The sequence below is a fragment of the Spectribacter acetivorans genome (genome assembly GCF_031846305.1).
Classification (GTDB): domain Bacteria; phylum Pseudomonadota; class Gammaproteobacteria; order Nevskiales; family Salinisphaeraceae; genus Spectribacter; species Spectribacter acetivorans.
Genome location: NZ_JAVRHY010000017.1, coordinates 1 through 13283, shown reverse-complemented (window position 1 = coordinate 13283; position 13283 = coordinate 1). Strand labels below are relative to the sequence as shown.

General features: G+C 69.1%; 13 protein-coding genes. 4 read left to right on the top strand and 9 right to left on the bottom strand.

The features are described from left to right. The first annotated feature begins 60 nt into the window (after positions 1–60). Positions 61–1008 carry a chorismate transformation FkbO/Hyg5 family protein gene (locus RM531_RS14050; protein WP_311660127.1) on the top strand — a complete coding sequence of 316 codons (948 nt, stop codon included), beginning with the start codon at positions 61–63 and terminating at the stop codon, positions 1006–1008. Positions 1009–1079: 71 nt separating this feature from the next. Continuing rightward, entirely contained in the window at positions 1080–2186 is a 1107-nt protein-coding gene (locus RM531_RS14045; RefSeq protein WP_311660125.1) for a glycosyltransferase family protein, read from the top strand. Positions 2187–2216: 30 nt separating this feature from the next. Here RM531_RS14045 and RM531_RS14040 read toward each other — a convergent pair whose 3' ends face one another. Further along, positions 2217–3182 (bottom strand): calcium/sodium antiporter, encoded by a 966-nt coding sequence (locus RM531_RS14040; protein ID WP_311660124.1) that lies wholly within the window; start codon positions 3180–3182, stop codon positions 2217–2219. 131 nt (positions 3183–3313) lie between these two features. Here RM531_RS14040 and RM531_RS14035 point away from each other — a divergent pair, with 131 nt between their 5' ends. After that, positions 3314–4174, top strand: a complete 861-nt coding sequence (locus tag RM531_RS14035; RefSeq protein ID WP_311660123.1) for a sterol desaturase family protein — start codon at positions 3314–3316, stop codon at positions 4172–4174. Here the strand turns inward: RM531_RS14035 and RM531_RS14030 are convergent. From RM531_RS14030 to RM531_RS14010, 5 genes are all read right to left on the bottom strand, one after another. Beyond that, positions 4171–4665 (bottom strand): gamma-glutamylcyclotransferase family protein, encoded by a 495-nt coding sequence (locus RM531_RS14030; protein WP_311660122.1) that lies wholly within the window; start codon positions 4663–4665, stop codon positions 4171–4173. The genes RM531_RS14035 and RM531_RS14030 overlap by 4 nt on opposite strands. Before the next feature lie 222 nt (positions 4666–4887). Next, complete coding sequence (locus RM531_RS14025) at positions 4888–5607, bottom strand: RNA polymerase sigma factor FliA (RefSeq protein ID WP_311660121.1); 720 nt, start codon at positions 5605–5607, stop codon at positions 4888–4890. A gap of 20 nt (positions 5608–5627) precedes the next feature. Next, complete coding sequence (locus RM531_RS14020; protein WP_311660120.1) at positions 5628–6485, bottom strand: MinD/ParA family ATP-binding protein; 858 nt, start codon at positions 6483–6485, stop codon at positions 5628–5630. After that, positions 6478–6918 carry a helix-turn-helix domain-containing protein gene (locus RM531_RS14015; protein WP_311660118.1) on the bottom strand — a complete coding sequence of 147 codons (441 nt, stop codon included), beginning with the start codon at positions 6916–6918 and terminating at the stop codon, positions 6478–6480. The genes RM531_RS14020 and RM531_RS14015 overlap by 8 nt, the downstream gene beginning before the upstream one ends. A 279-nt stretch (positions 6919–7197) precedes the next feature. Further along, complete coding sequence (locus RM531_RS14010) at positions 7198–8631, bottom strand: sigma-54 interaction domain-containing protein (RefSeq protein WP_311660116.1); 1434 nt, start codon at positions 8629–8631, stop codon at positions 7198–7200. Between the two features lie 154 nt (positions 8632–8785). Here RM531_RS14010 and RM531_RS14005 point away from each other — a divergent pair, with 154 nt between their 5' ends. Next, the gene (locus RM531_RS14005; protein WP_311660114.1) at positions 8786–9913 is read left to right on the top strand and encodes a glycerate kinase; all 1128 of its coding nucleotides are present in this window, start codon (positions 8786–8788) and stop codon (positions 9911–9913) included. Between the two features lie 38 nt (positions 9914–9951). On the opposite strand, the gene glnG is transcribed toward RM531_RS14005, so the two are convergent. The 3 genes from glnG to RM531_RS13990 all read right to left on the bottom strand — a co-directional run. Continuing rightward, positions 9952–11388 (bottom strand): nitrogen regulation protein NR(I), encoded by a 1437-nt coding sequence (glnG, locus tag RM531_RS14000; RefSeq protein ID WP_311660112.1) that lies wholly within the window; start codon positions 11386–11388, stop codon positions 9952–9954. Further along, positions 11381–12460: a nitrogen regulation protein NR(II) gene (gene glnL / locus RM531_RS13995; RefSeq protein WP_311660110.1), complete on the bottom strand. Its 1080-nt coding sequence runs from the start codon at positions 12458–12460 to the stop codon at positions 11381–11383. The genes glnG and glnL overlap by 8 nt, the downstream gene beginning before the upstream one ends. Positions 12461–12582: 122 nt before the next feature. Further along, a partial coding sequence (locus tag RM531_RS13990) for a DUF4124 domain-containing protein (RefSeq protein WP_311660108.1) occupies positions 12583–13283 on the bottom strand: 701 nt, incomplete at its 5' end.

Here is a 13283-nt window from a genome sequence, read left to right as displayed (position 1 = left end):
AATTGCGGCCGCACGGCTGCAGGCCAGCCGCCGCTCCCCCGTCAGGCGAAACGCATACTCGTGAATCAGGATCACCCATCGGGCAACCCGGCTTCGCCACCGCCCGTGTGGTCGGTGCCGGCGGGCGGCGCCGGCGAACTGGCGCCCGAGCGGCCACTGCCGGAGGCAGGTATCGTCCCCTGGCTGGCCGGCGATCCAGCCATCGAGTGGCGCATCGCGAACCCGCTGGAACGCGGTGAGACCGCGGGCTGGTCCTGCGTTGCCAGCGAATCCGTGTGTCTGGCCACGCTGTCGATCACGGCAAGCGACGCCGATGCGGCCGACCTGGCCCGTCGCGTCTACCGGCAGTTGCTGGAACTGCGCGAGGCACTGGCCTTTCCCCATCTGCTGCGGGTGTGGCATTACCTGTCCGACATCAACGCCGGCGAAGGGGATACGGAGCGCTACAAGCGCTTCTGCCAGGGCCGGCTCGAGGTGCTGCGGGATCATCCTTCGCTGCTCGACCGGATGCCCGCGGCCACCGTGGTGGGCAGCCAGTTGCCGGGGCTGCACCTGCAATGCCTGCTCACCCGGATACCCCCGCAGCCGCTGGAAAACCCGCGGCAGATCCGCGCCTACGACTACCCCCGCCGCTACGGGCCGAGCCGCCCGGCCTTCGCCCGCGCCGCCCGCATGGTCTGGCCGGCGGCAAAGACCCAGCTGTTCATCTCCGGCACCGCCAGCATTCTCGGCCACGAGACCCAGCATCCCGGCGACGTGGCCGCCCAGCTGAACGAGTCGCTGGCCAACGTGGCCACGCTGCTGGAAACCGCCGGCGCGCCGTTCGCCGGCAAGGGGCTGGCAACGCTGGAACACCTGATCATCTATCTGCGTGACCCGGCCGATATCGAGCTCGTGAAAACGGTTCTGGCCGCGCAGCTGCCGACCAGGCTAACCTGGACCTGCCGCCAGGCCGACCTGTGCCGGCGGGACCTGCTGGTCGAGGTGGAAGCCCTGGCCACGGCGTAACCAGGGCGCCGTCACCGCAGCGTCACATGCGCCCCCTACGCTGTCCGGGCGATTATGAACCGGAGATGACCATGCGGATTGCCTACGGGGTGATGGGTTACGGTCGCGGTCACGCGATGCGCACATCGGCAGTGCTGCCGGGGTTGATGCAACGCCACGACGTGAAGGTATTCGCCGGCGCCGACGCCTACCCGGCCCTGCACGAACGCTTTCCCTGCGAAACCCTGCCGGTGATCGGCTACCAGTATGACGATCAGGGCCGGCTGTCCGCGCCCCTGACCATGGCCCGCAACGCCGGTCTGACAGCGGATCTGCTCGCGGCCGGGCCGCAGACTCGGGCGGTTTGGCAGCGGCTGGCGGCTTTCGCGCCGGATCTGGTGATCTCCGACTCCGAGACCTGGACCCATCGTTTCGCCCGTCACCACGGCATCCCCCGCATCAGCTTCGATCACGTGGGCATCATGGCCTTCTGCCACTGCGATTTCGCCCCCGAGGACCGCTGGCGCGGCATGCGCGATGCCCTGGGTTACCGCCTGTTCATGGGCGACCCGGACCGGGTGCTGGTATCGAGTTTCTACCCGGCCAGGCCCCGTACGGCGGGGGTCGAGGTGGTAGGGCCGATCCTGCGCGACGCCGTGCGCAACATCCGGCCCGAGCGCGGTGACTATCTGCTGGCCTATCTCAACAAGGGCGAACACCAGTACACCACTGCACTGGACACCGCACTGCGTGCCTGCGGGGAGCAGGTCATCGTCTACGGGGTACCGCGCCGCGGGCAGGAGGGCAATCTGCACTTCAAGCCCCCCGCCAACGAGGGCTTTGTCGCCGACCTGGCCGGCTGCAAGGGGGTGATCAGCACCGCCGGCAACCAGCTGCTCAGCGAAGCCGTGTTCCTGGGCAAGCCGGTCCTGACCATGCCCGAGGACGTGGTGGAACAGCGTCTGAATGCCCGGGCCGTGGTCAACATGGGCGTGGGCGCCCAGACCAGCCTGACCGGCCCCAGCCTCAACGACATCGGCCGGTTCCTGGAGCGGCTGGACCACTACGCTGCCCACACCACGCCCCACCGCCGCGACGGGCTGCCGGAAGCCGAGGCAGCCCTGGGCCGCTTCATCCGCGCCCTGCGCGCCGGCCGGCCACAGCCGACACTGTTGTCACGCGTGACCGGCGCTTACTGACAAGGCGTCAGCTCGACACCGTCGAACGGCTCAGATCACCCCGCCGATCAGCCAGCCCAGGTAACCGGCGTAGGCGCCCAGCAGCGCCGCGCCCTCCCAGCGATTGATGCGCCCGGTGCCGCGCCGCCCCAGGCAGAAGACGAACAGGATTGCGGTCAACGCCGCCATCACCAGCACGTCGCGGCCGAGCACCCCAGGCTCCACCGCCATCGGGTGGATGCTGCCGGCAATGCCCACCACCGCCAGGGTGTTGAACAGGTTGGAGCCCACGATGTTGCCCAGGGCGATGTCGTGCTCGCCCTTGCGGGCGGCGATCAATGACGACGCCAGCTCCGGCAGCGACGTGCCCACCGCCACGATGGTCAGCCCGATGATCAGATCACTCACGCCGAAACCCTGGGCGATCGTCACCGCGCCCCAGACCAGCACCCGCGAGGCCGCCACCAGCAGCACCAATCCCAGCGCCAGCCAGAACAGCGCCCGGCCCGGCGGCATGGCGGTGGCCTGCAGCTCCCGGGTCATGTCGGCGGCCAGCGGGTCGTCGCGGTCGCGCAGGCCCTGATAAATGGTCCAGGCCATGACAAGCGCGAACGCCGCCAGCAGCGCCACGGCATCCAGCCGGGAAAGCGCGCCGTCCCACAGCTGCCAGGCCGCCAGCAGCGTCACCGCCCCGAGCAGCGGCAGCTCGCGCCGGAGCACCTGGGAGTGCACCGCAATCGGGGCGATCACGGCGGTCAGCCCCAGGATCAGCGCGATATTGGTGATGTTCGAACCATAGGCATTGCCCAGCGCGATGCCCGGATTGCCCTGGGCGCTGGCCAGCGCCGACACCACCATTTCCGGCGCCGAGGTCCCGAAGCCCACGATCACCATGCCGATCAGCAGCGGCGGCACCCCGACGTGACCGGCCGCCGCCGCGGCCCCGGTGACGAACCGATCGGCGCTCCACACCAGCAGTATCAACCCGGCCAGGACAGCCAGCGCGGCAATCAGCATGACGTTGCTTGTTCGAGTGAAAATCAGGCGGCGCGATTATGCGACGGCAACCCGCGAAAGGATATGCCTGCGCGCACGCATCGGCCGCCTACCCCGGTCCGTATCTGGCCGTAACGGACTAGAATGGACCAATGATCGACGCGATGATGCAGTTCGAACCCTGGATCCGCCTGGGCGTGTTTGGCGGCGTGCTCGCCGTCATGGTCGTCTGGGAGTTCGCCTCGCCGAGGCGCCGCGACGACATCCCGCGCCTGCTGCGCTGGTCCGGCAACCTCGGCATCGTGGCCCTCGACACCGTGATCGTCCGGCTGCTGTTTCCGGCGGCGGCGGTCGGGGTTGCCCTGCTGGCCCGGGAAGGCGGCTGGGGTCTGTTCAACGTGTTCGACGTACCCGGGTGGCTGGCCATCCTGGCGGCCGTGGTCCTGCTGGACTTCGTGATCTACCTGCAGCACGTGCTGTTCCACGCGGTGCCGGGGCTGTGGCGGTTGCACCGGATGCACCATGCGGATCTGGCCTTCGATACCACCACCGGCCTGCGCTTTCACCCGATCGAGATCGTGCTGTCGATGGCGCTGAAGATCGCGATGGTGGCGGCGCTGGGCGCCCCGCCGGTGGCGGTGCTGATCTTCGAGGTGCTGCTCAACGCCACCTCGCTATTCAATCACGGCAACGTGTCGCTGCCCCCGCGCCTCGACCGGCTGCTTCGCTGGGTGGTGGTCACGCCGGACATGCACCGGGTGCACCATTCCTGGCACCCGGACGAGACCAACTCCAACTTCGGCTTCAATCTGCCCTGGTGGGATCGGCTGCTGGGCACCTACCAGCCGCAACCGCGCGACGGGCACGACGGCATGACCATCGGCATCAACCTGTTCCGCGACCAGAAATGGGAACGCCTGGACCGGATGCTGATCCAGCCCTTCGTCGGGCCCACCCACAGCTATCCGATCAACCGGCGCGAGCATCGCCCGCCGGACGCGAACCCGGATTAGGCCCGGCGCAGCACCATCCGGTTGCGGAAGGCCCGCCAGATATTGGCGTCGCGGCGCGCGAACATGTTCTCGATCTGGGCGATGTACTCGCCGGGCAGCCCGTGCTCGCGGCCGCCGGCCACCACGAACGCCTGATACCAGGTATAGGGGGCCATGGCATCGTCCAGCCACGCGTTGCGCGCACGGTAGGTGCCGGCGGGCAGGCTGCCGTTGTCGGTTTCCACCTGAACCTGGATGAACTCGTAGCCCGGGCCCTCCGCCGCATGCAGCTTGCGCAGGCGGCGATCGTCGATCTCGAAGATGACGCCGTGGACCACATCCGACGGCCGCCCGGTGGCAAAGGCATTGCACTTGCCGGACCCATCCCCGCCATTCATGTGAAAACGCAGGGCATGACCCTTGAGCCGCGCCGGCCCCAGCGGACGCGCACCGCGAACGCGCTGACGCAGCCGCGCCGTGAGCATGTTGGAACCGTAGGCAAAGTAGTGCATCGAGACTGGACACAGTCGCCGTGCGAATCCCCGAGCCGGTCGGCATGGGCCCGGCTGCGGCGGCGCGTGCCGGTACGGGACTCGCGCGCCTGTCATTCCCCCTGGAAAACGGTCAACCGTAACCATAGCACCCCGCGGCGGGACGAAGCGCAAAAAAAGGGCCGCTTGCGCGGCCCGAGGAGGAGGGAGAAACGGATTGGAGGAGAAGCGTCGACTGGAAATTCAGGCCGCCCAGGCCATCAGGCGCTCGCGCACCCGGGCAATGGCACGACCGTGCAACTGGCAGGCGCGGGATTCGGACACCCCCAGCCGCTCGGCGATCTGGCGCAGATTGAGGTCCTGGTCGTAGTAGAGCGTCATCAGCAGGCGCTCGCGCTCTGGCAGGGTGTCGCTGGCGTCCACCACCGCCCGATACAGGCTTTCCTGCTCGAAGCGCTGCTGCGGACTGGTCGCGTCCCCAGCGGGCACTTCGGCGGTGGTGTCGTCGGGACCGGCATCATCGAGGCTGGTCAGATAGGCGCTCGAGGCGTCGCTGACCGTGCGCCGCAGATCGGCCATGCTCACGCCCATCTCGGCGGCGATTTCCCATTCGCCGGCGGCCCGGCCGCAGCGGGATTCCACCGTGCTCTGGGCCTCGGCCACGGCACGGGCGGCGCGGTGTACGGACCGCGGGGTCCAGTCGCCGCGACGGATCTCGTCGAGCATGGCGCCGCGGATGCGGATGCCGGCAAAGGTGGAGAAGCTGGCGCCTTCACCGTCGCGGTAGCGCTCGTGCGCCTCCAGCAGGCCGAGCATGCCGGCCTGGATCAGGTCTTCCACCTGGACCGAGTCGGGCAGCCGGCTGACCAGCCGATAGGCGATCCGCTTGACCAGATCGATGTGCTCGGCGACCAGCGGGTTGGACTGTTGCGCAGGCGCGTACATGGCATTGGCTGTTTTCATGAGTCCCTCGTCGGATTGGTTCAGGTCGAGGCCTGGCATTGCATGGGCTGGTTGGAGCGGAGCATCCGCTCGATGAAGAAAGCGACGCCGCCGCGATGCCGCGGTGGCGGCGCCCAGGAGTCGATGCGCCGGGCCAGGCGCTTATAGGCGCGGCTGGCCGGGCTGTGGGCGAATGCGTTCACCACTGGTAGACCCAGCGACCGGGCACGTTCGATCAGCGGGTCCTCGGGAATCGCGCCGACGTAATGCAGCGCCACGTCGGCCTCGGCCTCGGTCAGCCGGGCCAGGCGCTCGCCCAGCTCGGTACCGGGACCGTCGTCCGCGCGGTTGACCAGAATCCGGAACCGGTTGTGGCCGGCGCGGCCGCCCAGGGCACGAATCAGGTCCCGGGTGTGTCGCAGTCCGGCCGGTTCACCGCCAACCACCACCAGTACTTCGCCGGCGGCCTGGACGAACTGGCGGGTGGCAGTCCCGGCGCCGGCGGCGGTATCCACCACCAGCACGTCCGGGGTTTCGTCGAGATCGCTGAAAGCGCTGATCAGGCCACGGCTCTGCGCGGCGCTCAGCGTGGTGACGCCGCCCCGATCGGTGCTGGCAGGCACCACCCGCAGACCCGACGGGCCATCCAGAAGAATGCTGGCCAGCTCGCAACTGCCGGCAACCACATCGGCCAGGCCGTAACGCGGCTGCAGATCGAGGGCGGAAGCCACATCGGCCAGCGCCGGGTCCCCGTCCAGCAGCATGGTGCGGTGGCCGCGATTGGCCAGCGCCCCGGCCAGATTCACCGCCACGCTGGTCCGGCCGATGCCATTGCCGGCACCAGCCACCGCGATCACCTGGACCGGGTCCGGACTGGCGGTCGTCCAGTGGTTATTCATGGCGGAGCTCCGCCTCGTCCGGCGCGAACGCGGGCAGGCCGATGCCCTGTGCCTTGAGCTCGGCGAGCTTCAGACGCAGTACACGCGGGGCGATGCCCAGGCGCGCAGCGGCGTCACGGCGCAGACCGCGGGCGGCGCGCAGGCTGTTGAGAATGCGCCGCTGCTCCCGGCGCAGATGATCGGCGGCCGAGCCGGACAGCCCCAGATGGCGAGGCTCGATGGCGCGGCCATCGCATAGCACCAGGGCGCGCTGCAGGCAGCGCTCCAGCGCCGCCTCACTGGCCCAGGCATGCGCCTCGAGCTGGCGGCGGGCGGCAGCGGTCAACTGCGGGGGCCGGCCGTCGGCATGGCGACGGAGCAGGCTCACGGCACGCGGCACCACGCCCGATGTCGGATCGTGTGCGGTGGGCAGTGAAGTCTGGCTTTGCGTCATGTCCGATTGCTCCTTCGACGCCGGCCGCGGTTTCGGCCGACGCAGTGAAGGGAGCAATCGGTATGCCGATTTTTTTAGTTCATGAAATCAATAAGTTGGAATTTACGCCGGGCAGGCTCGTCAAATTCCCGACGGGTCATGCAGGTCCTGTCCGACGGTTTGATGGCGGTTTGACCCGGAGGCGACGGAATACAGGCGGTCGATCAAAGCGGGTCCGGGCTAGCCCGCACCGGCATGCCGGCCGGCCATCACCCTCGGGTGGCGGCCCGGCGAATGTCGCTAGTCGCTGCTGATGTCGTACTTGCGCATCTTCTCGACCAGCGTGGTCCGGCGCAGGCCCAGCATCTTGGCCGCCCGGGCCACCACCCCGTCATTAAGCGACAGGGCCTGGGTGATCAGGCGCACCTCCAGGCGGGTGGTCAGGGCGCGCAGATCCACCCCCGCCGACGTCAGACGCACGCCGTTGATGACATCGCCCGGCGCCCGCTCCATGTTGCGGATATCATCCCCGGAGGTGAGCACGACGTTGTCCGCCCCGAGGATGCGGCTCGGCAGGCGGTCGATATCCAGCCGCTCGTCGGGGTAGAGGATGCGCAGACGTTCGACGATGTTGCCCAGTTCACGGACGTTGCCCGGCCAGCGGTAGGAGGCCAGCGCCACCAGGGCCTGGTCGGTGAAATCCAGGCTGATGCCGTCCTCGGCCTCCAGCCGCGCGAGGATGCTGCCCACGATGGGCTCGACATCCTCGGGGCGGTCCCGCAGCGGCGGCACCTCGATGGGGAAGACGTTGAGCCGGTAGTAGAGGTCCTCGCGGAAATTGCCGCGCTCGATCTCGGCTTCCAGGTTGCGATGGGTGGCGGCCAGAATGCGTACGTCGGCAGTCAGGGTCTTGTTGCTGCCCACCCGTTCGAACGTCTGCTCCTGCAGCACCCGCAGCACCTTCACCTGCATGTCCAGGCTCATGTCCCCGATCTCGTCCAGGAACAGGGTGCCGCCCTCGGCCATCTCGAAGCGGCCGGGTCGGGCGGTGATCGCACCGGTGAAGGCGCCCTTTTCGTGGCCGAACAGCTCCGACTCCAGCAGATCGCGGGGAATGGCGCCGCAGTTGAGCGGCACGAAGGCCCCGGCGGCGCGGTTAGAGGTGCGGTGGACTTCGCGGGCCACCAGTTCCTTCCCGGTGCCGGATTCACCCAGGATCAGCACGCTGGCATCGGTGGCCGCCACCCGTTCGATCAGCTGCCGGACCCGGCGCATGGGATAGCTCTGGCCCACCAGGGTATGCTGCGGCCGGGTACGGCGAACCGCCCGGCCGTTGCCGCGCGGGGCAGGCAGCCGGTCCAGCTCGAAACGCAGCTGATTGAGTGCGATCGGCGCGTGCATGCAACTGGCGAACCCGGCTGCCTTGCCGTGCCGGTAACTGTCGTCGCCGTCGCCGCGGGGATAATCCAGCACCAGCAGGGTGGGCAGCCGCGCGGCCAGGCCGTCGATCGCCGACTGATGCTCGCCCAGCCCCACACGGCCGTCGGATACCAGGGTCGCGGCGGAGAACGGCAGCGACTCGGTCTCGAGCTCGTCGGCCAGATCGTCGAAGGTCACGAATGCCGGACGGCGCTTGAGAAAGCCGAGCATATCCATGATCGAGCGGGCCGCATCGAGTTCGGCGCCCACCACAAGCATGCGCTGTTCCTGTTCGTGTGCGGGATTCCCGACCATGCGTTCCCCCACCGCGACGTGTCCGGGGCGACCCTGATGCCCGGGATTGTTTTATCGCGGCTGGCTCCGATTATACAGACCGGTCGGGGCCCCGCCGCGACCCGGCTGGCCGCGCCGGGGCGGGCGGGGCAGAATCGGGGTTTCCCCCACCGGCGTGCCCGACCACCCCATGCGCATCGTGATTGCTCCGGACAGCTTCAAGGGCTGCCTGCCGGCGTCGGCCGTGGCGGCATCCCTGGCGGCGGGGATGCAGCGCGTGGGCGAATTCGACACCCATTGCCTGGGCCTGGCCGACGGCGGCGAGGGAAGTCTGGATTGCGTGGCCGCGGCCCGACCCGATGCCCGATTGCATCACGCCGCGGTCCGGGGCGTGCACGGCCGGCCGGTGAATGCGCGCTGGCTGGATCTGGGCCCGGACGGGGCGTTCGTGGAATCGGCGGAGGTGCTGGGTCTGGGCCTGATCGATGCCGGCGGCCGGCCGCCACTCGCCGAGCGCGGCAGCGCCGGCCTCGGTCAGTTGCTGCAGCAGCTGCTGGCGGCGGGGTATCGGCGGATCGCGGTGTCGCTGGGCGGCAGCGCCTGCAACGACGGGGGCCTGGGCCTGCTGCTGGCCCTGGGCGGGCAGGCCGAGGACCCGGCAGGAGATCCGGTCACCCCGGACCTCGCCGGTCTGTGCGGGTGTCCGAAGGTCACGGCCCCCGCCCTGCCGGCCGATCTGTCGCTGACCGTGCTCTGCGATGTCGATAATCCGCTGGGCGGGCCGCGCGGCGCCACCCGGGTGTACGGGCCGCAGAAGGGGTTGACGCCGCCGATGCTGCGCGAGGTGGAACGGGGCCTGGATCACGTGGCCCGACAGCTCGATGCGGTCGCGATCGGCGAGCAACCCGGGGCCGGGGCCGCCGGCGGGCTCGGGTTCGCCCTGGCCTGTCTGGGCGGCGACCTGGTTGCCGGCGCGCCGGCGATGCTCACGCTGGCCGGGATGGAGCCGTTGCTGGCCGGGGCGGCGGCTGTCCTGACGGGGGAGGGCCGGGCCGACCGGCAGACCCTGCACGGTAAGCTGCCCGTCGCCGTCGCCGAGCTGGCCGCAGGTCGGCAACTGCCGGCGCTGCTGGTGGCGGGTGATATCGAGGCCCGGGCCCGCGGGCCGCTGGCCGAACGCTTCCGGGCCCAGTGGGCGCTGACCGATCTCGCCGGAAATGCGGAAAGCGCTCAGCGCGAGGCGGAACACTGGCTGGAGGCGGCCGGAGCCGAGGCCGGACGCTGGTTGCTGAGGAATCTCTGATCCCGCTCGCGCGCCGGGATACCGCATCGACGCCCCGGTCACAGCTCCATGTTCAGTTCCTTGATCTTGCGAGTCAGGGTATTGCGGCCCCAGCCCAGCAGCCGGGCCGCTTCCTGCCGGTGACCGCCGGTTCTCGCCAGGGCGGTGCGGATCATCACCCGCTCGAAGCTGGGTAGCGCTTCATCGAGAATGTGGTCGCCGCCCTCGGCCAGGCGCCGCTGGGCCCACCGGGCCAGCTGCTCATCCCAGGGTCCGCTGCCCGTTTCGGTGGTGCTGCCATTGCCCGTGTGCGCCTGGGTGGCGGTTTCCGCGCCACGCAGTTCGTCGGGCAGGTCGTCCAGCATCACCTCCCGGCCCGGCGCCATCACGGTCAGCCAGCGGCAGAGATTTTCCAGTTGCCGCACATTGCCGGGCCAGTCCAAGGCGGTGAGAAACTCGGTCGCGTCGGGGTGCAGGTGCTTGATTTCCGCATCGAGTTCGCGGGCGGCGCGATCGAGGAAGAAATCCAGTAACAGGACGATATCCTCACGGCGCTCGCGCAACGGCGGCACCCGCAGCCGGATCACGTTCAGGCGATGAAAGAGGTCTTCGCGAAAGGCGCCGCGGGCGACCTCCTTTTCCAGATCCTGGTGGGTGGCGGCGATAATGCGCACGTCCACGGAGATGGCGCTGTGGCCACCCACGCGATAGAACTGGCCGTCCTGCAGCACTCGCAACAGCCGCGTCTGCAGTTCCGGCGGCATGTCGCCGATCTCGTCCAGGAACAGGGTGCCGCCATTGGCCTGCTCGAAGCGACCGCGCCGCTGGCCGGCCGCGCCGGTGAACGCGCCCTTTTCGTGGCCGAAGAACTCCGATTCCATCAGGTCCTTGGGAATGGCGGCGGTGTTCACGGCGATGAACGGCTGGGCGGCCCGCGGACTGTGTTCGTGCAACGCCTGGGCCACCAGCTCCTTGCCGGTGCCGGACTCGCCGGTAACCATCACCGTGATATTGGAGCCGGACAGCCGGCCGATGGCGCGAAACACCTCCTGCATGGCCGGTGCCTCGCCGATGATGGCGTGGCCGCCGTCCACCGCGGGCCGCAGCTGGGCGCCGCCATCGTCCGAGGCGGCCGCGGCGCGACGCACCAGGTCCACCGCCTCGTCCAGATCAAACGGCTTGGGCAGATACTCGAAGGCCCCACCGCGATAGGCGGAAACGGCACTGTCCAGGTCGGAATGGGCGGTGATGATGATGATGGGCAGCGCGGGATGGGACTCGCATACCCGCTCCAGCAGCTCCAGCCCGTCGATACCCGGCATGCGTACGTCCGTGATCAGGACGTCCGGCTGCTCGGTGGCCAGGGCTTCCAGCAGTTCGATACCGCCGGCGAAACTGCGGGTGGCAATGCCGGCACCGGTCAGGGCGCGTTCCAGCACCCAGCGGATGGAATCGTCGTCATCCACCACCCAGGTACTGAGGGGCCGCTCATTCATCGGCCGTCTCCAGGGGCAGGAAAACCGAAAACGTGGTGTCACCGGGGCGGGATTCGCACTCGATAATGCCCCCGTGTAGATGCACCAGGTACTGGGCGATGGGCAGGCCCATGCCGGTGCCCTCGGCACGCGAGGTCACCATCGGCAGGAAAATGCGGGGCAGCAGATCCTCGGTGATGCCGGGGCCGTCGTCGGCCACGTCGATGCGGATCACCAGCCGGTGCTGATGGCCGCCGATGGTGAACAGCCGCTGGGCCCGGGTGCGCAGCAGGATACCGCCGGCCTCGCCCACCGCCTGGGCGGCGTTGCCGATCAGGTTGAACAACACCTGGATCAGTTGCTCCCGGTCCGCCCGCAGCCGCGGCAGGCTGGGATCGTAATCGCGGGTGAGGGTCACGCCCGGCGGCAGATCGGCCGCCAGCAGGCGGCGTACATGCTCGAGTGCTTCGTGGATGTTCAGGTCCACCAGATCCGGCGGCTGCCGCGGCCCCAGCATCCCGTCGACCAGATTCTGCAGGCGGTCGGCCTCGCGGATGATCACGCCGGTGTAATCGCTCAGGTCGCGATCGGCGATTTCGCGTTCCAGCAACTGGGCCGCCCCGCGCAGGCCGCCGAGCGGATTCTTGATCTCGTGCGCCAGTCCCCGGAGCATTTCGCGGTTGGCCAGATTCTGGTTGCGCATCTGGTCATCGCGGGAAATGCGCAGATGACGATCCAGCGCCAGGAACTCCAGCGCCAGCGCCGGCTGGTCCCCGTGGGAAAAGGGGGTGACGGTGCAATCGACCGTGACGCCGTCCCCGCTGCCACTATGGGGCAGCCGCAGCTCACGCTCGGTGTAGGCCGCGCCCTCGCTCAGGGCCTGTTCCAGCCGCTCGCGCTGGCAGGCCAGGGCGACGATGGCCCGGTCGATGCGCAGCCCGCGGCTGTGGCGCGCGCTGACGCCGAACAGCACTTCCGCCGCCGGGTTGATTGCCCACACCCGCAAGTCCTCGTCCAGGCAGATCACCGCCGTGGCGAGATTGTCGAACATGATGTCGGCAGACGGGGCTTGGTACGACACGGGCACGCTCATGGTTCATCCGCAAGCAAAAGCGGGGCCAGCCGGGAAACGGCGTGATACCGACGATCGACGGGCCGCGTCGCACCATATTAGTGCATAACCGGCAGGTCTGCCGAGGCACTAGCAGTATCGGGTCAGGGGCCACCACCCAGGCGAGGTGCCGCGGGCGCACCGGCGGCACCGGTACTGCCCGGCGAGGTCGGTGCGCCGGCATCGGCGTCCTGGCGATTGGCCGGGGACAGCGCTGACGGGGGCTTCATGTGGAAGGTCACCGCCTGGCTACGGGCGACCGGTTCCTCGCCCTGCAGAATCACCGCGCTGATGGCGTGGGTACCGCGGGGCACGCCCTGTAGCTGGAGGCTGGTACGGCGCCCGTCCGTGCCCCGGACCGGTTCGCCGTCGAGCACGTACTGCAGGGTTTCGCCCTCGGCCAGATCGCGCTCCAGCTCCACCTGCACCGGCACCAGGCCACGGGCGTCGCGGAAGGTCTCGTCGGTGCCGGGTCGCACCAGGTTGAGTCTGCCGGCATCGCCGTCGGTGGTTGCGCCTTTCTTCTTATCCGCGGCGACTGCGGCCGGCGCCTGCATCGACTGCAACCGGGGCAGGTCGGGCTTGCTGGCGCCCTTGACCGGCTGATCGCTGTAATGGGTCACGCCCTGATCGTCCACCCACCGGTAGACCTCGGCGCCGGCGGGCGCCGCGATCAGGGTGGCCACAACAAGGGTGACTGCGAGCTTCATGATTCCGGAATGTAGCAGCTTGCGTGACTTCGACCACAACAACGGGGCCACGTTGCCGCCCCCGGCAATGGCGCGACGGGATTCCGGGAATCCCA

Coding starts and splice junctions, on each gene's coding strand:
- RM531_RS14020 (WP_311660120.1), bottom strand. CDS start 6,485: ATGAATAACCACTGGACGACCGCCAGTCCGGACCCGGTCCAGGTGATC.
- RM531_RS14025 (WP_311660121.1), bottom strand. CDS start 5,607: ATGAAAACAGCCAATGCCATGTACGCGCCTGCGCAACAGTCCAACCCG.
- glnL (WP_311660110.1), bottom strand. CDS start 12,460: ATGAGCGTGCCCGTGTCGTACCAAGCCCCGTCTGCCGACATCATGTTC.
- RM531_RS14010 (WP_311660116.1), bottom strand. CDS start 8,631: ATGGTCGGGAATCCCGCACACGAACAGGAACAGCGCATGCTTGTGGTG.
- RM531_RS14015 (WP_311660118.1), bottom strand. CDS start 6,918: ATGACGCAAAGCCAGACTTCACTGCCCACCGCACACGATCCGACATCG.
- RM531_RS14045 (WP_311660125.1), top strand. CDS start 1,080: ATGCGGATTGCCTACGGGGTGATGGGTTACGGTCGCGGTCACGCGATG.
- RM531_RS14040 (WP_311660124.1), bottom strand. CDS start 3,182: ATGCTGATTGCCGCGCTGGCTGTCCTGGCCGGGTTGATACTGCTGGTG.
- RM531_RS14035 (WP_311660123.1), top strand. CDS start 3,314: ATGATCGACGCGATGATGCAGTTCGAACCCTGGATCCGCCTGGGCGTG.
- RM531_RS14030 (WP_311660122.1), bottom strand. CDS start 4,665: ATGCACTACTTTGCCTACGGTTCCAACATGCTCACGGCGCGGCTGCGT.
- glnG (WP_311660112.1), bottom strand. CDS start 11,388: ATGAATGAGCGGCCCCTCAGTACCTGGGTGGTGGATGACGACGATTCC.